The 23,458-nt window shown below is 70.8% G+C and carries 19 protein-coding genes; 11 read left to right on the top strand and 8 right to left on the bottom strand.

Annotated elements, in window-relative coordinates; translation table 11 throughout:
• Positions 1–4: 4 nt before the first annotated feature.
• Positions 5–1,603, top strand: coding sequence for an ATP-binding protein (locus tag AB0I38_RS29530; RefSeq protein ID WP_358484417.1), 1,599 nt, complete (start codon positions 5–7; stop codon positions 1,601–1,603).
• Between the two features lie 320 nt (positions 1,604–1,923).
• Here AB0I38_RS29530 and AB0I38_RS29525 read toward each other — a convergent pair whose 3' ends face one another.
• Together AB0I38_RS29525 and AB0I38_RS29520 are read right to left on the bottom strand one after the other, a co-directional pair.
• Entirely contained in the window at positions 1,924–2,205 is a 282-nt protein-coding gene (locus tag AB0I38_RS29525; protein ID WP_358484400.1) for a hypothetical protein, read from the bottom strand.
• A gap of 1 nt (position 2,206) precedes the next feature.
• Positions 2,207–2,689: an ATP-binding protein gene (locus tag AB0I38_RS29520; protein WP_358484396.1), complete on the bottom strand. Its 483-nt coding sequence runs from the start codon at positions 2,687–2,689 to the stop codon at positions 2,207–2,209.
• A gap of 216 nt (positions 2,690–2,905) precedes the next feature.
• Here AB0I38_RS29520 and AB0I38_RS29515 point away from each other — a divergent pair, with 216 nt between their 5' ends.
• On the top strand, positions 2,906–3,727 hold the full coding sequence (locus AB0I38_RS29515) for a helix-turn-helix domain-containing protein (protein WP_358484389.1): 822 nt from the start codon (positions 2,906–2,908) through the stop codon (positions 3,725–3,727).
• Entirely contained in the window at positions 3,718–3,939 is a 222-nt protein-coding gene (locus tag AB0I38_RS29510) for a DUF397 domain-containing protein (protein WP_358484383.1), read from the top strand. Before AB0I38_RS29515 ends, AB0I38_RS29510 begins: the two co-directional genes overlap by 10 nt.
• A 292-nt stretch (positions 3,940–4,231) precedes the next feature.
• Here AB0I38_RS29510 and AB0I38_RS29505 read toward each other — a convergent pair whose 3' ends face one another.
• Entirely contained in the window at positions 4,232–4,588 is a 357-nt protein-coding gene (locus AB0I38_RS29505) for an antibiotic biosynthesis monooxygenase family protein (protein ID WP_358484367.1), read from the bottom strand.
• Between the two features lie 42 nt (positions 4,589–4,630).
• Positions 4,631–7,897 (bottom strand): BTAD domain-containing putative transcriptional regulator, encoded by a 3,267-nt coding sequence (locus tag AB0I38_RS29500; RefSeq protein ID WP_358484351.1) that lies wholly within the window; start codon positions 7,895–7,897, stop codon positions 4,631–4,633.
• 54 nt (positions 7,898–7,951) lie between these two features.
• Between AB0I38_RS29500 and AB0I38_RS29495 the strand changes: the two genes are divergently transcribed.
• Positions 7,952–9,223, top strand: coding sequence for an FAD-binding oxidoreductase (locus AB0I38_RS29495; protein WP_358484339.1), 1,272 nt, complete (start codon positions 7,952–7,954; stop codon positions 9,221–9,223).
• Between the two features lie 211 nt (positions 9,224–9,434).
• Positions 9,435–10,574: an AAA family ATPase gene (locus AB0I38_RS29490; RefSeq protein ID WP_358484331.1), complete on the top strand. Its 1,140-nt coding sequence runs from the start codon at positions 9,435–9,437 to the stop codon at positions 10,572–10,574.
• Between the two features lie 72 nt (positions 10,575–10,646).
• On the opposite strand, the gene AB0I38_RS29485 is transcribed toward AB0I38_RS29490, so the two are convergent.
• The gene (locus tag AB0I38_RS29485; protein WP_358484323.1) at positions 10,647–11,387 is read right to left on the bottom strand and encodes a crotonase/enoyl-CoA hydratase family protein; all 741 of its coding nucleotides are present in this window, start codon (positions 11,385–11,387) and stop codon (positions 10,647–10,649) included.
• A gap of 152 nt (positions 11,388–11,539) precedes the next feature.
• Here AB0I38_RS29485 and AB0I38_RS29480 point away from each other — a divergent pair, with 152 nt between their 5' ends.
• The 4 genes from AB0I38_RS29480 to AB0I38_RS29465 all read left to right on the top strand — a co-directional run bounded on the left by AB0I38_RS29480 (position 11,540) and on the right by AB0I38_RS29465 (position 17,753).
• On the top strand, positions 11,540–11,932 hold the full coding sequence (locus AB0I38_RS29480) for a hypothetical protein (protein ID WP_358484312.1): 393 nt from the start codon (positions 11,540–11,542) through the stop codon (positions 11,930–11,932).
• 1 nt (position 11,933) lies between these two features.
• Positions 11,934–14,321, top strand: a complete 2,388-nt coding sequence (locus AB0I38_RS29475; RefSeq protein WP_358484307.1) for a DUF4132 domain-containing protein — start codon at positions 11,934–11,936, stop codon at positions 14,319–14,321.
• Positions 14,322–14,412: 91 nt separating this feature from the next.
• The gene (locus AB0I38_RS29470; protein ID WP_358484303.1) at positions 14,413–16,668 is read left to right on the top strand and encodes a DUF4132 domain-containing protein; all 2,256 of its coding nucleotides are present in this window, start codon (positions 14,413–14,415) and stop codon (positions 16,666–16,668) included.
• A 398-nt stretch (positions 16,669–17,066) separates the two neighbouring features.
• Entirely contained in the window at positions 17,067–17,753 is a 687-nt protein-coding gene (locus AB0I38_RS29465; protein ID WP_358484297.1) for a class I SAM-dependent methyltransferase, read from the top strand.
• A gap of 209 nt (positions 17,754–17,962) precedes the next feature.
• On the opposite strand, the gene AB0I38_RS29460 is transcribed toward AB0I38_RS29465, so the two are convergent.
• A complete protein-coding gene (locus tag AB0I38_RS29460; protein WP_358484288.1) occupies positions 17,963–19,111 on the bottom strand; it encodes a hypothetical protein in 1,149 nt (382 codons plus the stop codon).
• 122 nt (positions 19,112–19,233) lie between these two features.
• Positions 19,234–19,737, bottom strand: coding sequence for a hypothetical protein (locus AB0I38_RS29455; RefSeq protein WP_358484283.1), 504 nt, complete (start codon positions 19,735–19,737; stop codon positions 19,234–19,236).
• Positions 19,738–19,961: 224 nt separating this feature from the next.
• On the opposite strand from AB0I38_RS29455, the gene AB0I38_RS29450 reads away from it, so the two are divergent.
• Together AB0I38_RS29450 and AB0I38_RS29445 are read left to right on the top strand one after the other, a co-directional pair.
• Positions 19,962–21,092, top strand: coding sequence for a sensor histidine kinase (locus AB0I38_RS29450; protein ID WP_358484261.1), 1,131 nt, complete (start codon positions 19,962–19,964; stop codon positions 21,090–21,092).
• A complete protein-coding gene (locus tag AB0I38_RS29445; protein WP_358484237.1) occupies positions 21,089–21,745 on the top strand; it encodes a response regulator transcription factor in 657 nt (218 codons plus the stop codon). Before AB0I38_RS29450 ends, AB0I38_RS29445 begins: the two co-directional genes overlap by 4 nt.
• 17 nt (positions 21,746–21,762) lie before the next feature.
• Here AB0I38_RS29445 and AB0I38_RS29440 read toward each other — a convergent pair whose 3' ends face one another.
• Entirely contained in the window at positions 21,763–23,451 is a 1,689-nt protein-coding gene (locus AB0I38_RS29440) for an acyl-CoA dehydrogenase family protein (protein WP_358484217.1), read from the bottom strand.
• Positions 23,452–23,458 lie beyond the last annotated feature (7 nt).

Here is a 23,458-nt window from a genome sequence, read left to right as displayed (position 1 = left end):
GACCATGCGCCCACCCCGAGCGAGATACTTCAACACCACCGGCCCCTGTGACCCGCAGCGGCACTACATGCTGCCTCCCACGCCGCGGCTTCCCGAGGCGCGGGTGCTGATCGAGATGGATCGTTACTTCGTGGTCCACGGGCCCCGGCAGACCGGCAAGACGACAGGTCTGCGCACCCTGGCCTCCGAGTTGACGGCCGAGGGGGACATCGCAGCCCTGGTCTTCTCCTGCGAGCGTGCCAAGGTCGCCCACGACGACGTCGGCTGGGGGGAGTCGCTGATTCTGGATTCGATCCGTGCGGCCGCCGAGCGATCGGGCTGGCCGGACGAGCTACTGCCGCCGGATCCCTGGCCGCAAGCCACGCCGGGCAGCCGGATCGCCACCGCGCTGAGCGAGTGGTGCCGTCGCTGCCCGCGCCGGGTGGTGCTGTTCTTCGACGAGATCGACGCCCTGCAGGGCGACAGCCTGGTCAGCTTCCTCTGCCAGCTTCGCGACGGCCACAACGCACGGCCCGAGGGGCACCCGTTCCCCACATCCGTGATTCTGTGCGGGCTACGTGACGTCCGTGACTACAAGATCGCTGTGGGCGCCGACCCTGGCCGTTGCAATCCCACCAGCCCGTTCAACATCATCACCAAGTCGCTGCGCCTGGGCGACTTCACCGGCGACCAGATCGCCGAGCTGTACGACCACCACACGCGGGCGACCGGGCAGGAGTTCAGCAAGGACGCGGTGGACCGGGTGTTCGAGCTGACGCAGGGACAGCCGTGGCTGGTCAACGCTGTCGCCCATGAGATCACCTTCGAGATGGGGGTGACGGGCGCCATCACCGCAGGGCAGGTGGAGGAGGCCAAGGAGCGATTGATCCGGGCCCGCGCCATTCACCTCGACGCCCTCGTGACGCGGCTGCACGAACCACGGGTGGAACGGGTGATCGAACCGATCGTGGCGGGAACGTGGCCAGGCACGGACACTTCTTTCGACGATGACGTCTCCTACGTTCATGATCTGGGCCTCATCCGGGGAACCAGGGACCTGGAGATCGCCAACCCGATCTACCGAGAGGTCCTGCTACGGGTCCTGGGCGATCGCACGGAGCGGTTCGTGAAGGCCGATCCGCGCAGCTTCGTGCTGCCTGACGGCCGCTTCGACCTGCCGCGCCTGCTGCAGGAGTTCGTCGTGTTCTGGCGCGAGCACGGCGAAGTGCTCATCCAACAGGAGGGCTACCACGAAGCCGCCTGCCAGATCATCCTCATGGCCTTCCTGCACCGCCTGGTCAACGGCGGAGGCCAGCTCGACCGGGAGTACGCCGCGGGCACCAAGCGCTTGGACGTGCTGGTCCGCTGGCCCTACACCGGACCGGACGGCGAACGACTACTCCAACGAGAGGCCATGGAACTGAAGGTCTGGCGGACCGGCAAAGACGACCCACTGCCCGACGGCCTCACCCAACTCGACGGATACCTCGACCGGCTCACCCTCACCACCGGCGTACTGGTCATCTTCGACCGGCGCCCAGAAGCCCCACCCTGGAAAGAACGAGGAACGTTCGAACAGGCGACCACCCCATCCGGCCGCCACGTCACCGTTCTGCGCGGATAGCGGTGTGACACGCAGCGATTCGGGTCGGTGTCGCCGAGCTGAAAGCGCGGGCCGCGCGTAAGCGCATGTCGCTGTCCGCGTACGTGGCCGACATCCTCACCGAGGTCACCGCCACCCCAGCCCCGACACGATCAGAGAACGGCTGGAGGCCCTCCGGTCGCTGGGCGGCGGTGCGAGTCACGACGACGTCGTCACCGAGATACGGAAGATCCGCGAATCGTGATCGTCGTCGACAGTCCGGCGCTCGTCGAGGCCCTGGCTGAAGACTCCCCTGAGCGCTACGTCCAGGCCGCGGACGCGCCGATATCTCTGTACGGGGATCAGCGCGCTTCGCCGCACAGGATCTGCGCAAAGATGCGTATGGCGGTCGCGGTCAGCGTCCACGAGGTCTCGCGTACGGTCTGCTTCGCGCGATCGGTGCGGCGGACGAAGCTCAGGCCGGCGGCGGCGCACAGCTCGTAGATCGTTTCGCGGCATTCGCAGGTGTGCAGGATCACCCGGATGCGCGACGCCTGCGGGTTGGGTTCGTACCAGGCCAGCTTGACGTGCTCGGGTGTGAGCGGCTCGACGTGCGGGCCATGAAAGTCGGAGATCTTCGGCATGTCATGGATTCCTTCCATCGAAGATCTCGACGGGGTTCCCGGCTTCCAGATCGAAGCGGGCCGACTGGACGGGAAGCTCGAACCACACGGTCCGACCGAGCCAGTGCCTCTTCACTCCCCAGTTCGCCGCCATGGCCGCCACGATCTGCAGCCCGCGCCCGCTGGTTCCGTCGGGGTCGTCGCGGAGTCGCGGCCCCGACCACCACCCCTGGTCCATCACCTCGACACGGACCCACCCGTCACCGAGCCACATACGGACCCGAAATGAGCCTTTGCCCCACCGTCCAGAAAGTGTGTGTTTTATCGCGTTAACGGCTACCTCTGTCGCGAGAAGACGCACATTGTCCACCAATTCTCCATCGTCAGCTGCTCTAGGGAGTTCGATCACAAGCCATCGAGACACATAAATGCGGACATCACTTACAATTTCTGGACGTCCGGGGAACCGCATCTCACCGATAACCTGCATGCCGAGTTCCGCCATGATGACCACCTATGCCCAATTTGAGAATTACGCATGCCAGCAACGACCCAGCCGTGGTTCTGTTACACGAGCGATGGATGGACCGACTTCCTTGGGGCACTCCACAGACTGCCTGCAACTCGCTACATTGTCTTTAGAAACATTCCCAGAGTGATCCCAGACTTTTACTGCCACCAAGCCAGAAGAGCTGGGATCGGACTGGCGACGGGAGCAGAGATGCCAGCACCCAAAGAGCTCGATCCAACCGCCAGTCCAGCAGCGCGTTTCGGCGCAGAACTACGCAAATACCGATACGCTGCCAAATTGACTCAAGAGCAGCTCGCGGACCGCATCGGCTATAGCAAAAGCCGCATCGGCAACGTGGAACGCGGCGACGAGAAACCCACGCGCGAGTTGATCAATCTCTGCGAGAAGGCGCTGGATCTGGACGGCGTTCTCCTCACTCACTGGCCCGCCATCAGCGGCAATCAGGTACCCCAGTGGTATCGGCAGTGGCCGGCGATCGAGCGAAGAGCCGACCAGATCATCAGCGTCGCCCCCCTCATCATGCCGGGGCTGGCACAGACCGAGGAGTACGCTCGCGCTATCTTCACCGGCGAACCGAACGCGACTCCCCAGCAGGTCGAGGAAGCCATCCAGGCCCGACTGGAACGGCAAACCATCTTCAACCGTCCCGCACCGCCCCAATACCTCGCTGTCATGGACGAAGGCATCCTGTATCGTCCGATTGGAGACAACTCGGTGACCCGGCGCCAACTAGAGCATCTGGTCACTATGGCCGAGAACAACTGGTTCAGCGTCCAACTCATCCCGTACGAGGCCCTGTGCACAGCAGCGCTGGTGGGGCCGATCGTTCTGGCCCAGGAGGATGGAGTGCCGATCGCCGCGTACGTCGAATCAGCCCTCCATGGTCGCGTCGTCGACAAACCCGATGAGATCAAACGACTCGTGGGCCGACTCGAATGCGTACGAAAAGCGGCGCTTCCCGAGTACCTGTCGATGCAACGGATCAAGGAGAGAGCGGCGTCGTGGAATTAAGCGCACACATCACGAGAGAAATCGCCGACCCTACAGGATGGGTCACCGCGTCCAGCGGCCAGGGTGGCGAGTGCCTGGAGGCCAAGCATCTGTCCGATGGCCGCGTCGCCTTGCGCGACACCGAGCAACCGGATGCCGAGCCGTGGGTTCTCCGCCGGGCGGTCTGGGACAAGTTCATAGCCGGCGCGAGGAACGGCATCTTCGACTTCTAGCGTCCTCGACCACGCGGCCCCCAGCGACCTTCTGGGGGCCGCGTTGCTGTGGAATGCGACCTCCATCTTCGTGCCGGATGCCTTGTAGTCGTTGAGACCGGTGGCAAGCTTGATGGCGTTCGCCGAGATCAGGTCACATTCTCGCGGTGCGGCGGTCACGTTACCCAGCGTCCGGGTGGCCAACGGCGGAGCCGGAGGAGACGAGCATCTCCGCCGCAAGGCCGAGGGCAACAAGCTGCGCGACCAATGCCGGTTTTTGGGCCAAGGCGAAGGGCGTGACGGCGAGCCGCCTCTAGCCGGCGATCGCGCCGATCTCCTCGTACTGCTCGATGGCGGAGGAGGTGTCCATACCGGGCGCCTCCCGGTCGGAGTGGGCGGCCTTGAACGAGTCGGAGCGCAGCCAGGCGACGAAGTCCGCGCGGGAGTCGAACTCCATCGTGGACACGTAGGGCTGTCCCTCCTCCGTGGGGCGCAGGAGCGAGCTGCGGCGCAGGCCGGGCACGCCGGCGAGGGTGGCGCGCATGCTCTCCATGAAGGTGGCCTCGAAGGCCTGGGCGTCCTCCGCCGGGACGTCGATGCGGTTCATGATCATGTGCATGAGGAGTGATCCCTTCTCCGTGAAGCGCCGCGATCCAGTTCCCGACGCCATGTCGGAATGATACCAACACCGCGTCGGTATCCTATAGGGGTCTCAGCGTGTGGAGGTGCCGTCGCAGGCCCCGCCGGGTGAGTTCAGGCCGAGACGGCGGTGGGTGTCGGCGGCGGCCTTGGCGTGGGCGGCCGCCTCCTCCGCGCGGCCGAGGCGGGCGGCCAGCCGGGACAGGACGTCGTGGACGGAGCCCCAGGCGACGCTGCCCATGCCCATGACGATCAGTTGCCCGGCCACCGGCAGCAGCCGGTCGTAGAGCTCGCCCGGATCGGGGGTGCCAAGACGGGCCGCCACCAGGCCCCAGGCAGGGAACAGGAAGTCCCCCGCCCAGTCGTCCCGCAGGTCGGCGCCCCAGCGGGCGACGAGGTCGGCGGCCAGGTCCTCTTTGCCCACGTCGAGGGCGGCCAGCACGGCCAGGGGCCGGACGAGTGTGAGGTCGCGGCGGCGCGCGGCGGCGACGAGCTCGTCGAGCACCTCGGCGACCCGGCCCTGGCCGCGCCTGCACGTGTAGAGGACAGCCAGCCGTCGCGCCTCCTGCCCCCACAGGCTGGCTCCGTATCTCAGGTCGGGGTGGCTGCCGAGCAGCGCCTCGGCCTCGGCCCAGCGGCCGTGCAGGGTGTGGCCGCCCGTCTCGGCGATGCGCACCATCGCCTCGGGCTCAGGGCGGCGGATCCGTTCGAGCAGGTGCTCGCAGCGGGCCAGCTCCCGCTCCCACTCGGCCAGCTCGCCCGCCCGCAGCAGGCAGGACATCCGGATCACGCCCGCCACCAGCCGCGCCTCACGGGGCAGGCCGGGGATGGCCAGCATCTCCTCGGCGGCCCGCAGCCGGGAGGGGTTGCGGCCGAGGACGAAGCCGGCGATCAGGTAGTTGTTGAGGGTACGGGCCAGCAGCGCGGGATCGGCCAGCCGGCGGGCGATCTCCACCGCCTTCAGCGCCAGCCGCTCCCCCTCGGCGCGCCGCGGCCCGTAGTGCAGCTCGGCGCCGAGGGTGCCGAGCAGAGTCGCCCTCGACTCCTCATCGAGGGGGGTGACCAGCAGATCCTCCAGGGTGGAGACCAGCTCTTCGTCGACGGTGCCGTAGGGGCGCCAGTTCCACACCGACAGGCTGCCCGACACCGACACGGCCGCCACCAGCGCCTCCCGATCGCCGAGCCTGCCGGCCCGCGCGATCGCCTCGTCCAGGGCACGGAGCGCGCCGCCCGCGTCGCCCACGGCCCGGCGGGCCTGACCGAGCTCGGTGAGCACGCGGCAGCGATCCGCCGAGTCGCCCGGCGGGAGGTGGGCGAGCGCGAGCTCCCAGAGCGCCACGGCCTCGGTGTAGCCATGGCGCGCGGCGGCCTGACGGGCGGCGGCGGTGGCGTGGTGGACCACCCGGTCGCCCGCGCCGAGCGTCGCGGCCGCGGCGAAGTGACCGGCGAGCAGGGCGGGGTCGGTGCCGGGCACCGCCTCCAGGTAGTCTCCCGCCCGCAGGTGCAGCCGGGCCCGGTCCAGCCGGGTGAGGCCGGTGTCGAGCGCCTGGCGTACCAGGGCGTGGGAGAAGCGGTAGCCCGCGGCCTCCTGGAGCAGGCCGGCGGCTAGCGCGGGTTCGAGATGCGTCATCACGTCCTCGACCGGCCGCCCGGCCATGGCCGCCAGGAGGTCGAGCGGCACCTCGCGGCCGGCCGCCGCCGCCGCGCCGAGCAACTCCCTCGTCATCTCGGGCAGCCGGGCGAGCCGTCGGTCGATGACGTCGCGGGCGCCGGGCGGGACCAGGTCGCGCTCGCTCGCGGGCAGCCGGAGCAGCTCGGTCAGGTAGAACGGGTTGCCGCCGGACCGATCCAGCATCACCTCGGGATCGGCGTCCACCTGCCGCAGCCGCAGGTAGTCGCGCACCTGCGCGGCGTCGAAGGGCGCCGGCGAGACGCGCGGGCTCTCCCTCGACAGCGCGGCCAGCGTCTCGCGGAGCTGGCCGGGGTGCTCCCCCGGCTCGGGACGTACGGTGGCGACGACCAGCGTCGAGGTGCGGGGCAGTTCGCCCGCGACATGGCCGAGCAGCCGCAACGAGGAGACGTCGGCCCAGTGCAGGTCCTCCAGCACCAGCAGGAGCGGGGCCCCGCGCAGCCGCGCGAGCACGCCGTCGTAGAGGTCGAACAGCTCGGCCTGCGGCTGGGCCGGGACCAGGCCGGCCTGGGTCCACGGCCACAACGCCGGCGTGGGCCCGCCGTCCAGGCAGCGGCCCCACGCCACCTTGAACCCGCGCGCCTCCGCCTCGTCGGCGGCCGCCCTGGCCAGGCTCGTCTTGCCGATGCCCGCCTCGCCGGTGACGAGCAGCAGGCCGCCTCTGCCCCGGCGTGCCGCCGCCAGCCGTTCCTCGACCAGCCGCAGCTCCGGCTCCCGCCCGATCAGCCGGGTGCAGGGGACGTTCGCCGTGCCTGGCCTGCCGGGAGAAGAGCCGGGCGCTTCGGCGCCTGGTCGGCCGGGCGCTCCCGCGCGCACGCCCGGGACGCCGGTCGCTTCGGCGCGCGGGTCCGCAGGGTCCGTGATGTCCGGGTCGAGCGGGAGTGGCGCGTCCGGCGTGCCCGGGGCGTCCAGGGTGGGTGACTGGTCGAAGACGGCGCGCTCCAGCCGTTTCAGCTCCGGCCCCGGCTCGATGCCCAGCTCCGCCGACAGCAGGGAGCGGACCCGGCGCAGTGCCCCCAGCGCGTCGGCCTGCCGGCCGGCCCGGTAGAGCCCGAGCACCAGCAGGCCCCAGGCCCGCTCGCGGTAGGGATTGGCGTCGGCCAGCGCCTCCAGGTCCGTCACGCTCGCTTCACCGAGCGCCAGCCGAGCCTCCAGCCGGTCCTCTTCCGCCTGCAGCCGCAGCTCCCCCAGCCGGGCGGGCGCCAGGTCGGGGAACTCCGCCAGCGGTTCCCCCCGCCACAGCTCCAGCGCCCGGTCGAGCACGTCGCGGGCCGCGGCGAACCGCCCGCCGCGAACCAGGCGCCGCCCGTCCTCGGCCCACGCCGTGAAGCGCCCGACATCGGTCTGGGCAGGCGTGACGTCGAGCAGGTAGCCGGGCTCCCGGGTGAGCAGCAGCCGCGGCGGGGTGCGCGGCCTGCGGTCCGGCTCCAGCACCCGGCGCAGGTGCGAGATGTACGCCTGGAGGGTCGCCGTGGCCTTGGCCGGGGCCTCGCCCGCCCAGAGCTCCTCGATGAGCCGGTCGAGCGGCACGATCCGGCCGGGTTCGAGCGCCAGCATGGCCAGGCAGGCGCGCTGCTTGCGAGTGCCGAGGTCGAGCGACCGCCCGGCGGCGTCGTCGGCCTCGACCGGGCCGAACAGTCGGATCTCCACGAATCCCAAGTCAACCCCAAGTCCCGCCCAAGGCGCGCATCGCATGCTGGGCGCATGAACGAACTCAAGAAGACGGTCAAGGGCAGGGTGCTCGTCCAGGGCGACGAGGGTTTCGACGAGGCGCGTACGCCATGGCACCTCTCGGTGGACCAGCCGGTGCTGGCGGTGGTGGACGCGGAGGACGCCGACGACGTGGCGGCCGTGGTGAGCCACGCGCGGTTGCACGGGCTCGCGGTGACCGCCCAGGCGAGCGGTCATGGCGCCTCGGGTGACACGGAGGGCGCCATCCTGCTGCGCACGAAGCGGCTCGGCGGGGTGGAGATCTCGGATGGTGTGGCCCGGGTGGGGGCGGGCGTGCAGTGGGGCGAGGTGCTGGCCGCGGCCGGCCCGCTGGGGCTGACCGGCCTGGCGGGCAGCTCGCCGGTGGTGAGCGTGACCGGCTATACCCTCGGCGGCGGCCTGAGCTGGTTCAGCCGCAAGCACGGCTGGGCCTCGGACAGCGTGCGGGCGTTCGAGGCGGTGGACGCCGACGGTGCCGGGGTGCGGGTGACCGCCGAGTCCGACCCCGACCTGTTCTGGGCGCTGCGGGGTGGCGGCGGCAGCTTCGCCGTGGTCACCGCGCTGGAGTTCGACCTGCACCCGGCGCCCTTCCTGTACGGCGGGCGGATGATGTGGCCGGCAGACCGGGCCGCCGCGGTGTTCGAGGCGTTCAAGGAGGTCACCGCCGAGGCGCCGGACGAGCTGACGCTCTGGTACGACCTGCTGCAGATCCCCGGTGGCCCGGGCCTCGTCGCGCTCGACGTCACCTACCTGGGCGAGCACCCGGGCGGCCTGCTGCGCCGCTTCGAGAAGATCGACGGCGTCATGGGCGACAGCCGGGGCCCGCTGCCGGTGTCGGCGCTGGGGTCGATCTGCGACGAGCCGACCGACCCTGCCCCGGTGATGGGCCGGTGCGAGTTGCTCGCCGAACTCCCGGACGACGTGCTGTTCGGCGAGCCGATGGATCCCCTGATCAGCGTGCAGATCCGGCACCTGGGCGGGGCGCTGGCCCGGCCGGCGGCGGGCGGCGGCGCGGCGGAGCCCCTGGCCGAGCCGTACTCCGCCTACCTGCTCGGGATCGCGTCGGAAGCCACGGCCGAGCGCATCGCCGGTCTCGGAGCCGCTCTGGCGCCGTACGCCAGCGGGCGCAAGCCGTACAGCATGCTGACGGCCGGGGAGCGGGCGGCGTCGGCGTTCTCCGGTGACGCGCTGGCGCGGCTGCGGGACCTCAAGCGGGCCCGCGACCCGCACGGCGTGATCCGGGCGAACTTCCCGGTGGACGCCTGACGGTCATCTGGGAGATCTTCCAGGGCCCCGCCGGGATTCCGGTGCGGCGCGAGGACGGCTGGAAGTCGGCGGACGGCCGCGCCGCGGGTATCGCGCGGCCTGACCACCATCAAGCGCTGACGTTGGACGCGCTGCTTGGACGGTCAAGGACGGCGGCGGTCTCGACGCGGAATCTCGCCGTCGGCACAGCGGGTGATGACATTATGTGACCATGCGCCCACCCCGAGCGAGATACTTCAACACCACCGGCCCGTGCGACCCGCGACGGCACTACATGCTGCCCCCCACGCCGCGGATCCCGCAGGCACGGGTGCTCATCGACATGGATCGTTACTTCGTGCTGCACGCGCCCCGGCAGACCGGGAAGACGACCGCCCTGGGCACCCTGGCGTCCGAGCTCACCGCCGAGGGTGACACCGCCGCTCTGCTGTTCTCGTGCGAGCGTGCCAAGGCGGCCGGCGACGACTACGCCGCCGCGGAGTCACTTCTGCTGGATTCCCTCCGCGAGGCCGCCACGCGGTCGGGATGGCCGGACGAGTTGCTCCCGCCGGATCCCTGGCCACAGGCTCCCCCAGGTGCCCGGTTCGGTGCGGCGCTGAGGGAGTGGTGCCGTCGCTGCCCGCGCCGGGTGGTGCTGTTCTTCGACGAGATCGACGGCCTGCAGGGCACCAGCATAATCAGCGTCCTCAGCCAGCTCCGCGACGGCCACAACGCACGACCGGAGGGCCATCCGTTCCCCGCGTCCGTCGTGCTGTGCGGGTTGCGCGACGTGCGTAACCACAAGGTCGCATCAGGTGACGATCCGATCAGGTGGTTCAACATCATCGCCGAGTCGCTGCGCCTGGGCGACTTCACCGCCGATCAGATCGCCGACCTGTACGGCCGGCACACGGAGGCGACCGGGCAAGAGTTCACCAAGGACGCGGTGGACCGGGTGTTCGAGCTGACACAGGGACAACCCTGGCTGGTCAACGCCCTCGCCCACGAGATCACCTTCAAGATGGAGGTGACCGGCACCATCACCGCCGGGCAGGTGGAGGAGGCCAAGGAGCGATTGATCCGGGCGCGCGCCACCCATCTGGACGCCCTCGTGACGCGGCTGCACGAACCACGGGTGGAACGGGTGATCGAACCGATCGTGGCGGGAACGTGGCCAGGCACGGACACCTCTTTCGACGATGACGTCTCCTACGTTCATGATCTGGGCCTCATCCGGGGAACCAGGGACCTGGAGATCGCCAACCCGATCTACCGAGAGGTCCTGCTACGGGTCCTGGGCGATCGCACGGAGCGGTTCGTGAAGGCCGATCCGCACAGCTTCGTGCTGCCCGACACCGTTCTGCGTGGGTGACCTTCGCCGATGCCGTCCGTAGTGCCCTGCCGATGAGCGAATGGTCCGCTCCGGGCTGGTGTTCTGGACCCGTCAGAACGCTCCGTGCCGCCCGGCGCCCGCAGCGAACCGGGCCGCGCCGCCGGCCGCGTCGGGCAGCGAGACGAGGCCGTGGCGCAGCTCGTTCCTGATCGCCTCGGCCTCGTCCAAGCCGTCCTGCTCCAGCATCGACAGCCGGTCGCCGCGCAGGCACGTCTGCGGGAACCGGGCCAGCTCGTGGGCCAGCTCCTCGGCGTGCCGCCTGGCCGTACCGGTGGGCACGACGCGGTTGGCCAGGCCCATCTCGCGAGCCTCCTGAGCGCCGACCGGGCGGCCGGTGAGGATCATGTCCATCGCGCGGGAGGCTCCGACGAGCCGCGGCAGCCGGACCGTGCCGCCGTCGATGAGCGGCACGCCCCAGCGGCGGCAGAAGACCCCGAACACCGCGTCCTCCTCGGCCACCCGCAGGTCGCACCAGAGCGCCAGCTCCAGGCCGCCGGCCACCGCGTGCCCGGCGACGGCGGCGATGACCGGCTTGGTCAGGCGCATCCTGGTGGGGCCCATCGGGCCGTCGCCCTCCTCGCCGACGTGGTTGTCGAGCGCCTTGAGGTCGGCGCCGGCGCAGAACGTGCCGCCCTCGCCCCACAGCACCGCCACCGAGGCGTCGGACTCGTCGAACTCGCGGAACGCGTCGATCAGCCCGTCGGCCGTCTTGCGGTCGACCGCGTTGCGCACCTCGGGCCTGCTGATCACGACGGTCGTCACCGGTCCCCGGCGCTCGATCCGTACGGTCATGCCTACCTCCTTGAGGAGCCTGGCCCCACAGCATCCCCAGCGGGTGGCCGGGAATCAACCCCGGCCGATTCGAGCGCTTCGCCAGAGTTTCTGTCGTTCGCCACTGCTATTCATAGCGCCATCACCCGATATTTCGTAGAACAGGGCTATCAATGGCGTTAGTGACGTTTCGCGATGAGACGGCGGCAGGCCGGACGCTGGACGAGTTCTCCCTTCCGGACCTGCCCGAGCGGATCTCGGCCCGCGAGCTCGTACGGCTCCGCGTCCGCGAGGAGGTGGCCCGCCACAACGCCGCCCCCTCCGCGCACTTCCGCGGCCTGGTCAAGCCGACGGACGCCGAGGCCGAGCTGAACGGCTACCGGATGCGCACCGCGCGCAGGCTCGACTGGGAGAAGCAGGCCGACGCCGCCGAGGCCGCGTTCGCCCGCAACGGCTTCCTGCTGCTGGTCGGCGACCGCCAGGTCGACGACCTGGACACCGAGATCGACCTGACCACCGACCCGGTCGTGTCCTTCGTCAAGCTCGTCCCGCTGGTCGGAGGCTGACATGGACTGGGACATCCTCAGCGACTCGCCCCTTCGCAACCACCACGGCTTCGTCCAGCTCGCGAACGATCACAAAGAGACCTTCGACCGGCTGGACGTCGCGTTCGCCGGTGGTGAGCTCACGGTCAAGGAGGCGGACGAGGCAGCGTTCCCCCTCCTGTGCGTCTGGGCGCAGATGCGGCTCAACCTCGGCTGGGAGGGCGGTCACGAGCACGACCAACGCCGGCTCGACGTCATCCGCGACCTGATCGACCACCTGCCGGACCTGCCCGGCCACGTCGTCACCCGGTTGTGGGGCGCGGCCAACGGCCTGATGACCTGGCGCCACACCGGCTACGCCGAGCTGTACCGGTTGCCGCTGGCCGCCACCGCCCGCCTTCCGTACCACGAGCGCCGCGACGTGCTGAGCTCCCTGCCCAAGTGGTTCGCCCAGTACTGGAAGCCCGCGTGGGAGGTCCTGCGTGAGCCGGTAGAGACGCTGCTGATCGAGCCGGAAACGGATGATCCCGGCGCGACGATCCGCAACATCATGTGGGAGGACGACGAGTTCGCGACCCGGATGATCTCCGATCACGCCGGTCTGCTCGCGGCTCCCGAGATCCTGCCGCAGTTCCGTCACTGGAACAAGGCCACCGCTGCCAAGCCCAGCGCCGGCTGGACGAAGCGCGCCGCCGAGTTGCTGACCCCGCGGGCCGCCGACCTGGTCAGAGACATCCTCACCCGGCTCGTCGCACACCGTGAGGTGACACATCGGCATCCGACCGGCAACGGCGAGTGGACCGAGACCGTCTTCCTGCGCGAACGCACCGCCGTGCCGCTGCGGGGCATGGTCTGGGTCTGCGAGCTGATCGACCGGCCATGGGTGACCGCGCTGCTCGGGGACGTCGCGGTGACCACCGGCACCGGCGTCGGCGGCTCGGGCGCCAACGCCCGCAGCGAGATGCTGGCCAACGCGGCGATCGGGGTGCTGGCCCGGCGCGGCGGCCTGGAGGTGGTCGCGCAACTGGCCCGGGTGCAGGCCAAGGTCCGCAAGAAGACCATCCTGTCCAAGGTCGACCGCACCCTGGAGGCGGTCGCCGCCCAGACCGGCCTGTCTCCCGAACAGCTCCTGGAGCGCACCGTCCCCACCTTCGGGCTGGACCCCGACGGCACCCGTACCGAGGACGGCCTGCGGCTGTCGCTGGACGGCACGATCACCTACAACGGCCGCAGGACGATCCCCAAGGCGGTCGACCGCGAGCTGCTGGCCGGGTTCAGGGCGACCGCCAAGGAACTGAAGAAGGCCCTCCCCGCCGAACGCTTCCGCGTCGAACGGGCCCTGGCCAGCGAGCGCGTCTGGCGCTGGCGCGACGTGTGCGAGTTCTATCTCGACCAGCCGGTCACCGGTTCGTTCGGCCGCGTCCTGATCTGGGAGATCCTCCAGGGCCCGGCGGGGCTGCCGGTGCGGGCCGACGGCGGATGGGAGCTGACCGATCCGGCCGGACGCCGCATCCAGCCGCGTCCCGACACGCCCGTCCACCTGTGGCACCCCATCTCCCACACCGTGGACGAGGTCCGCGCCTGGCGCGACCACCTCATGGAGACGGGCCGGCGCCAGCCGTTCAAGCAGGCCTTCCGCGAGGTCTACCTGCTCACCCCCGCCGAGGAACGGACCCACGATCACTCGCGCCGGTTCGCCGGCCATCTGCTCAGGTACGGCCAGGCCAAGGCACTGCTGACCGGGCGCGGCTGGACCGGGATGTCTCTGGGGCACTGGGGCTGGGAGTACGGCTCCGACCAGGCCAACGCCACCAAGGAGCTTCCCGGCGGGCTGACCGCGCACTGGGGGTTCCACCTGGACGAGCACTCGTTCGAGCGCGACAACATCGGCACGGTATCCATCTGCGTCAGCGGCGACCTGCACTTCACCGACGACGCAGGGCGACGGGTCCCGCTGGAGGAGGTGCCGCCGCTCATCTTGTCGGAGGCGCTGCGTGACGCCGACCTGGCCGTCGGCGTCACCTCCACCGGCCTGGACCCCGAGGGCCACGGCGACTACTGGCAGTCGTACGGCTTCGGCGATCTGACCGAGACGGCCCGGATCCGCCGGGACGCCCTGACCCGGCTGCTCCCCCGCCTGGCCATCGCCGACCGGTGCTCACTGCTCGACCGGTTCCTTCGGGTACGGGGCGACCTGCGTACGTACAAGATCCACCTCGGGTCGGGCAACATCCTGATGGACCCCAACGACGCCTACCTCTGCATCGTCCCCGGCCGCTCCGCCGACCAGGTCTTCCTGCCCTTCGAAGAGGACGGCGGGATGCTGTCGATCATCCTGTCCAAGGCGTTCCTGCTGGCTGCCGACACCACCATCACCGACCCGTCCATCACCCGCCAGATCCAGCCCTGACCTGTGGGCGGGACATGGCGAACGAGTCGGTCTCACATGATGAACGGGCCGCGTGCCGGTTCTGTCGGGGGCATCCGGCAGGATCTTCCGCATGCGGCTCTCTCCCCCGGCACAGCACCTGATGGACCTGATGACCGGAGCCACCGACGCCTCCGCGGCGTGGCCTGACGCCTCCGAGTTGAGCGCGTTCGAGCTCGGCGCGCTGCTGCCCGCGGCCTATCAGGTCGGCAAGCAGGGCGGCGGCGCCATGATGGCCCGGTTCTCGGTGGAGGAGCAGGCCAGGGAGCGGCAGCCGCTGTTCACGCCGGAGGCGTGTGCGGAGCTGTTCGACGCGCTGGTGGACGGGTTACGCACTCGGAAATGGGCGGACATGTGCGTCGGGGCCGGGGCGTTGGCGCGGTGCCCGGCGGGGGCGCCGCTGGAGCGGCTGGCCGATCCCGCCCGCACGCTGGTCGCGTTCCTGTTGCGCGAGAACCGGCTGGACAGCCCCTTCTCCCTGCTGGCCGCGGCCGGGCTCGCGAAGCTTGACGCCAAGGTGGCCGGGCGGCTCACCAAGGGGCGCGGGCCGATCGCGGTCGCCGAGGTGGAGCTGCTGCTCGGCTGGGAGGTGGAGCAGCGGGCGCTGTTCGCCGAGTCCGTGACCGAACGGTCCTACAACGCCTCGCCGCCGCTGCCCGACGTCCGCGAACGGCTCGGCGGCCTGCCCGGCTACCTTGACTTCGCCCGGTGGGCTCTGGAGGCGGCCGAGGCCCGCGTCGCCGCGATCCACGCCGGAAAGATCCCCTATCGGGCGGACAAGGCGTTCGAGGACGGAGAGAAGGAGACCATCGGCCGGGCCGCGCGGCTGGCGCTCTTCCGGGACGAGCCCTGGCTGCCTGAGCTGCTGGATGGGCTGCTGCCCGGGGTGGCGGTGGCCCCCACCCAGGCCAGGACGTTGCCTTCGCAGGGGGTGCTGTTCGAGATCGCCCGCGCGGTGGAGGACCACCCGACCCCGGAGGCGATCTCGGCGCTGCGCTCCGCCCGGCGGGTGACCCGGCACGCGGGAGTCCCCAAACAGCTGGACCGCATGTTCAAGCGGATCCAGCCCGCCCTGGCCGGCCGGATCGAGGTCGCGTTCCGCCTGCCCGACGGGCGGGTCCGCCAGACGCTGGGTGAGCACACGGCGGTGATCTCGACCGACGGCGACGTCCAGCTGTCGTGGTGGCACGGCGACAGGAGGCTCAAGGCGGTCCCGGCGGCGGTCAGGCGCGAGCACGCCGACGAGGTCAAGCGGCTGCGAGAGCTGGCCAAACACGTCCGGCAGCAGCAGGTGACCCTGGTCAGGGCGCTGGAGGCCGGATACGCCAGTGACGTCACGCCGCCCTACCGGCAGTTGGAGGGGCAGCCGATCGCCGACCGGCTGATCTGGGAGTTCGAGGTGTCACCCGGTGAGTGGCGTGCCGAGCTGGGGCTGAGCGTGCCCGACGTGCCGGTGCGGCTGTGGCATCCGGCCCGCGCCTCGGTGGCCGAGGTGAGCGCCTGGCGCGAGATCGTGCAGGACAAGGAGCTGCGCCAGCCGTACAAGCAGGCGTTCCGCGAGGTCTATCTACTGACGCCGGCCGAGGAGGCGACGGAGGTCTACTCCAACAGGTTCGCCGGGCACGTGGTGGACTACCGCAAGCTCTACGCGCTGTTCAAGCAGCGGGGCTGGCACGCCGACTACCTGGGGCCGTGGGACGGCGGCGACTCCGGTGAGGCCCGGCGGGTGCTGGCCGGAGGGCGGTGGCGGGTGACGTTCTTCCACGAGTGCCTCCCGCACGACCCCGGCTACGCGGCCACCGACCAGGTGCGCTTCCACCGGCTGACCGAGGGCGCCTGGTGCCAGGCGCCGCTGGTGGAGGTGCCGCCGCTGGTGTTCAGCGAGGCAATGCGCGAGGTGGATCTGTTCGTCGCGGTCACCTCGATCGCGGCCGACCCGGAGTGGGCCGACCGGGGTGCGGACCGGCTGCGGGACCAGTGGCATCGGGGTTCGTTCGGGCCGCTGCCGCCTTCCGCCGAGGTGCGCCGGGACGCGCTGTCGCGCCTGCTCCCCCGGCTGGCCATCGCCGAACGATGCACGTTGACCGACCGTTTCCTGACGGTCCGGGGCGACCTGCGCACCTACAAGATCCACCTCGGCTCGGGCAACATCCTGATGGACCCCAACGACGCCTACCTCTGCATCGTCCCCGGCCGCTCCGCCGACCAGGTCTTCCTGCCCTTCGAAGAGGACGGCGGGATGCTGTCGATCATCCTGTCCAAGGCGTTCCTGCTGGCCGCCGACACCACCATCACCGACCCGTCCATCACCCGCCAGATCCAGCCCTGACCGGCCGAGCGGCCGACCGCGGCAGCCGCGCGGACGCCCGGACCGCACCTCAGAATGGGAACTTGACATCCTCCCGGCTCTGAAGGGCCGGGATTCCAACCGTCGCCGGTTGGGCTTCCTGCTTCACCGCCGGTTGCCCGCCCGAGAGGACTCTCGTTGAGGTCTTACACCGGCTCCACAGGCGTTTCGCCTCTCCGCAAGCCCTGCGGCGAGGGTGTTGCCGATCGTTCGTCCGGTGGCTTGGGTGTCGCCACCGTCGAACACACTACCGAACCGTGCGGTGTCGTGCGGCGTTTTGATGGCGGTCCGCCTGGCGGCGAATCGCCTGCCCCTGCCCTGCTCCGCAGGGGTCCGATTCCTCCCCCGCCTGAAGGCGGGGGTCTCCTCGGAGGTTCCCGATGATCAAACGACGGCTCTATCAGGGCACGGGTCCAGGACCGATCACCCCGGACGGCTGCGCGGTCGACTACTACGCCACCCTCACCGCGAACGGCGAACCCGAGTTGATCCACGCCGCCATCCCGCCCGGAGCGAGCATCCTGGAGCTCGGCGCCGGCGCCGGCCGTGTCACCCATCCCCTGCTCGCCCTCGGCCACGAGGTCGTCGCGGTCGACGAGTCCTCCGAGATGCTCGCCCACATCACCGGCGCCGAGACCGTCACCTCCTCCATCCAGGCCCTGGCCCTGCCACGGACCTTCGACCTCGTGCTGCTGATGTCCTTCGTCATCGAGACCGCCGACGACGACCTGCGCGCCGCGTTCCTGCGCACCTGCCGCCGTCACGTCGCCGCCGACGGCTGCGTGATCCTGCAGCGCAAGCCTCCCGAGTGGTACGACACCGTCCAGCCCTTCCAACGGGCCACCGGCGACGGCCGTACCGTCCGCATGACAGATTTCAGCCGGCCCGGCCCCGGCCTGCTCGAAGCCACCACCGAATACTCCATCGGCGACCGGCACTGGACCCACACCTTCGTCAGCCGCCGCCTCGACGACGACTACCTGGAGCGCGGGCTCAACCAGGCCGGCCTGACGATCTCCGAGTTCCTCGGCGGCGACCGCGGATGGGTGCGGGCCGTACCCCGCTGACACCGGCCCTGCGGCGAACGTGCCGTTCAGTACGGCGCGCCACCGTACGGCGGATCACGATCCCGGCCGCGACGCACGCAGGCGGCGAAAAGCTCACGCCTCCGAATCCAGCGCGTCGCGTGCGGCCATCAGCGCGAACCCCAGCAGGTTCAGCAGAGGCCCGAGCAGGTCATCCCGGCTGTCGCCGGATCGGGATGACCGCTCACCACCTAGGAGAGCTCGTACACCCGCGCGGTCACCGGGCCGCCCGGCGGGCCCGCGGAGTCCTGTCGCTTGGTCTGGACCCAAAGCCGCGTCGTACTCGGCACGGGCGCGATGTCCGTGATGTACTCGGCCGGATCGCCCTCCGGCAGGGCGAATCTGGTCCACCTGCCGTCGCGCAGGTTGAGCAGGTAGGGCGAGCCGGAGGCGGGACGGGCGGCGATCCACAGGCCGCCCACCGGGTCCACTCGGACCGTGGTCAAGCCCGTCCTCACCAGATCGAGGCGCACCTGCTCCCATCGGGCGCGGTCCCAGTGCAGCATGACCGGGCTGCCGCCGTCCGCCCACGGAGGGCCGACCGCCCACGCGTGGCCGTCCGGTCTCACGGTCAGGCTCAGCCGTTGAAGGTGAGCACGTCCGCGGCACGGCGGATGAGGGGACCCGATCGCGCACGGGTAGGGGACGTCCTTCCAGGACGCGCCGTTCCAGTGCCACGTCCTGTCCCCCTGCTCCTGGTTCACGACCCACACGTCGTCCGGGCCCGCCGCGCTGATCCCGGTCAGGATGGGACCGTCCGGGAGCGACTGGTAACGCAGCGCGTTCCCGCTCCAGCGCAGCACGTTCGAGGCGCCGCCCTCGGGGTCGAAGCCGGTCACGAACCAGGCGTCGCCCCGGGAGGCGACGGCGATGTCGATCACCCCGTTCACCGTCACGTTCCCAGATGACCGGCGCGTCCAGCGCCCGCCGGAGAATCGCCACAGCTGGTCTGTCACGTCGTCGTACTCCCCGTGGGGCACGCTCGCGGCCGCCCAGATCGTCTCCCCGGACGGGGAAGCGCCGATTTCGAGCCCCCAGGCCTTACCGAACTGCGCGGGCAGCCCGGAACGTCTCCAGGAGGTCCCGTCCCAGCGCAGCATCGACCAGCCGAGTGCCGACCTCTTCCTGACGAACAGCGACGCCCGGCCGTCCGCGGCGGGAACCAGCCACAAGGGGACATCCCTGCCGTAGCCGTGGACGGTGTGCCTCAGGATCCACCGGGCTGCCGGCTCGGCGGCGTGACCGGCCGTCCGCCCGCCGCCGTCCAGGGGCGTGTCGGCGGCCAGCGCACACGCGCTCGCGACGACCAAGGCAGCGAGTACCCCCGTAGTGGTACGCATGCTGCAAATGATCACATAAGGAGGAGAACCGTGGGGCCGGTAACGGCCCCACGGTGAGCAGGCTCCCCACGAGGGGCGCATCACCTGAGTTCGCGTTGGCGGCACCCTTCAAAACCGCGTCATCAGCATGTCCTGATGTGCCACGTGGGCTCCCAGTCGACCTCCACCCACTTGTTGTTGACAGGGTGACTCGGGCTCAGCGGGAAGTGATTGGAATCCAGCCGGTAGGTCACCGCGCTGCCAGACTGGTTGTTCCGAATCCAGCCACGACGGTGCCAGTCGTAGAGCGAGTACTCGCCGCACTCGTAAAGGTTCCAGATCTTCCAGGTGTTGTGCCCGTTCTGGTAGTCGAGCACCGCGACGCAGACGCGCTGGTACGGGCAGCCGGGCAGGTAGGAGGGCGCGTAGACCCCGCGAGCCCCCGACGCGAAGCCAGGCGCCGGAACAGCGTTGCCGTTCCCCCCGATCGTCGGGTTCGGGTTGAAGTCCGCGGCGCCGGGCGCGTCGTCGAGTGGCGCCACGGAGGGTCTCGAACTCGCTGTCGACGGCGGGGACGCCAGCATCAACGCCGACAGGAGGCCGACCGCCGCGACACCCCATCTCCGCGCTCTGATCTTCGACTTCATCCTGAGCTCCTTTTCCTACGGTGGGTGGGCCGGCGATCGTCGCGCCCGCCGTGGACGGGCGGGCGCCGGGGAATGCGGTGTTGATCGCCTGGTCCTGTTTCGAGAGCTGATGCGTTCATGGTGGAAGGGATGCCGCTACCGGGTCGTCACCCCGGGCGCGGCCTTCGCGGATACGCGATTCTGCGTACGGGTGGTGACATCCGCCGGGCGTTAGAGTCGTGAAGGTGAGCGGTGTCTGGGCGCGGGCCCGGTGGGCGGACGCGTGGCCGTGCTTGCCGTTCCTGGCCGTCGGCCTGATCGGCACGGAGCCCGCGGCGACCTACCAGCCGGACGCGGCCCGCCCTCTGGACCCGGCGGCGTACACACTGATCGTGATCGCGGCTCTGGCGCTGGCCGGGCGGCGCCGGCCGGGCACGGCGCTGGCGGTCAACGGCGCGGCGGTGGCGGCCTATCTGGCGGCCGGCTACCCGTTCGGCCCGATCCTGCTGACGGTGCCCGTCGCCATGTACGGCGTGGGCGTCGCGTGGCCGGCCGGTCGGGCCATGGCCGTCGTGGCGGCGGACCTGGGGGTGCTGGTGGTGGCCCTGTTCGCCAAGGCCGTCGCGGAGGGCGAGGAGTCCGTGACCGCGTTCCCCCAGGTCGCCATCGCCCTGGCCGCGCTGGTGGCCGGGATGGTCGTGCGAATCCGGCGGGAGGCCGCCGCGGGGATGCGCACGGAGCAGGCGCGGCGCGCGGCCTCCGAGGAACGGTTGCGCATGGCCCAGGACCTGCACGACACCATCGGCCATGGGCTGGCGGCGATCGCGATGCAGGCCGGAGTGGCCCTGCACGTGCTCGACCGCGACGTGGCCGAAGCCCGCCACGCCATGGAGGCGGTGCGCGCCACCAGCCGTGAGTCGCTGGACAACCTGCGCGCCGGGCTGGAGCGGCTGCGCGGGGACGAGCCCGCGCGCCGCGGGCCGGCGCCACCCGGCCCCGGCCTGGACGGCTTAGGCGAGCTGGCCGACCGGGTACGCGCGGCCGGGGTCGAGCTGACCGTGGACGTCCAGCCGGACCTCGGCCTGGCCGGTCCGGTGGAGGCGGCGGCGTTCCGCATCGTGCGGGAGGCCCTGACGAACGTGCTGCGCCACGCCGGAGCGGCCACCACCCTGGTCCTGGTCCGCCGCGACGACGCCGACCTGCTGGTCGAGATCACCGACACGGGAGCCGGCACCGGGACGGCGGCCGAGGGAGGGCTCGGCATCCGCGGCATGCGCGCCCAGGCTGAGCAGCTCGGCGGGACACTGGAGGTGGGGCCGCTTCCCGCCGGGGGTTTCTCGGTCCGGGCGCGCATACCGGTGGAGGCGAGGGCATGATCCGTGTGGTGGTCGTGGACGACCAGGCTCTGATCCGCGTCGGCGTGCGGACGTTGCTGCGCTCCGAGCCTGACACCGAGCTGGTCGGTGAGGCCGCCGACGGCTGCGCCGGGCTAGGGGTGATCCGCGAGAAGCGGCCGGACGTGGTGCTGATGGACATCAGGATGCCGGAGATGGACGGCCTGTCGGCGCTCCGGGAGATCACCGGCGATCCGGCGCTGGGGTCGGTGCGGGTGGTCATGCTGACCACGTTCGGGCTGGACGAGTACGTGTTCGAGGCGCTGCGCGACGGCGCCAGCGGGTTCGTGCTCAAGGACGCCGATCCAGAGGAGCTGTTACGCGCCGTACGCCTGGTGGCCGGAGGCGAGTCGTTGTTGTCCCCGTCGGTCACCCGCAGTGTGATCTCCCAGTTCGCCCGGCGCGTTCCAGCCATGATCGCGCACCCGGGCGTCAAGGACCTGACCGAACGCGAACGCGAGGTGACCACCTGGGTGGCCGCCGGCCTGTCGAATAACGAGATCGCTGCCCGGCTGGTGGTCAGCACGGAGACCGTGCGCACCCACGTCAGCCGGGCGATGCTCAAGCTCAAGGCCCGCGACCGGGCGCAACTGGTGGTGTTCGCCATGCAGTCCGGTCTGGGCCCCCCGATGTGAGCGCGCGCCCGTCGAGCTCAGAGCTGGAGGGCTCCCGCGAGCAGTTCGTCGAAGCGCTCCAGGTCCTCGGCCGGGCGGTCGAGACCCCGCAGCGGGCCGTGGTCGGCGAGGTGGGCGTCGGCGTAGAGGCGGGCCACCAGGGCCTTGCGGCCGTCGTCGAGCCCCCATCCCGCCTGCTCCAGCAGCAGCGCCGCCGCGTAGACGTCGGCCATGAGCTGGGCCAGCGGGAACAGCCGGGCCTCGGCCACGACCGGGTCGAGCGAGGACCACACGGTGATCGCCTTGCGCAGGTCGTCGATCCGTCCTCGTACCAGGTCGGCGGTCGCGGAATCACCGGAGGGCGCCTGGTCGACCGCCGCGACCAGGCGGTCGAGGAAGGGCTCGTGGGCGTTCTCGCGGAGCATCGCCCGGCGGACGTCCAGGCACAGGATGTTGTCGCCGCCCTCCCAGATGGGGTTGACCTGGGCGTCGCGCAGCAGCCTGGCGACCGGCCACTGCTCGATGTAGCCGTTGCCGCCGTGCACCTCGATCGCGTCGCTGGCGGCGGTGAGGCCGAGCCGGGAGGCGCGCAGCTTGATCAGGGCGGGCGCGAGGCGCAGCCGGGGCCCGATGTGGCCGTCGAAGACCAGCGCCTGGGCGGCCTCGACCTCGACGATCAGCTCGGCCAGCTTGCGGCGCATCAGCGGCTGCTCGATCAGCGGCCGGCCGAACGCCGCACGGGCGCGGGCGTAGCAGAGCGACTCGACCAGCGCGCGGCGGGCCACGCCGACGCCCATCATCGCGACGCCGAGCCTGGAGGCGTTGGTGAGCTTCATCATCGTGCCGAGGCCGGAGCCGGAGCCCTCACCGGCCAGCAGGAACGCCTCCGCGCCGGTGAACTCCACCTCGGCCGAGGCGACGGAGCGGGTGCCGAGCTTGTCCTTGAGCCGCCTGATCCGCACCGCGTTGCGCGAGCCGTCGCGCCGCTCCCACAGCACCAGGAACGGGGCGACGTCGCCGCCGTCGCGGCGGGCCAGGACGACGAACGCCGACCCGTTCGCGTTGGAGGCGAACCACTTGAGGCCGGACAGCCGCCAGGCGTCGCCGTCGGGGACGGCCGTGGCCTCCAGCGCGGCCAGGTCGGAGCCGCCGGTGCGCTCGGTGAACATCTGGGCGGCCTCGCCGGAGTAGAAGCCGTTGGCGAAGATCTCCCGCACCCGTTCCCTGACGTCGCCGGGCGCGTGCTTCTCGGCCAGCGACACCACCATGTCGCCGCCGGTGCCGAGGGCGCAGCCCATGCCGATGTCGGCCTGGTCGAGCAGGTAGGTCCAGGCGGCGGCGAGCGCCTCGGGGTTCGCTCCGTGCGCGCGGGCCTGCGCGGCGAAGGCGGGCGAGGTGAAGTTGTCGGCCATGAGCGCGTCCCTGGCCGCGTGGAAGGAGGGCGGCATGACGACCTCGCTGACGTCCCTGCCCCAGCGGTCGTACTTCTCCAGCCGGGGCGGGTTGCGGTCGGTCTCCTCCGCGTGGCGGGCGATCGGGCCGCCCATGAGGATGCCCAGCTTCTCGAGGTGCGGCTCCGCCCAGGCGTAGCCGTCGCCGAGGTGGTGGCGCATGAGCAGGCGCAGCGACGGGTCACAGCTCCACCAGTCGCGTCCGGCGGCGCCCTGGTAGCGCTCGGTCGCGTAGCGGTCGCTGCCGTCGAACGGTTCGATGAGATAGCTCCCCATACCCGCG

Origin of the sequence: Nonomuraea cavernae (genome assembly GCF_040655715.1) — a bacterium.
Classification (GTDB): domain Bacteria; phylum Actinomycetota; class Actinomycetes; order Streptosporangiales; family Streptosporangiaceae; genus Nonomuraea; species Nonomuraea cavernae_A.
This window is presented reverse-complemented; position numbering and strand designations above follow the sequence as displayed.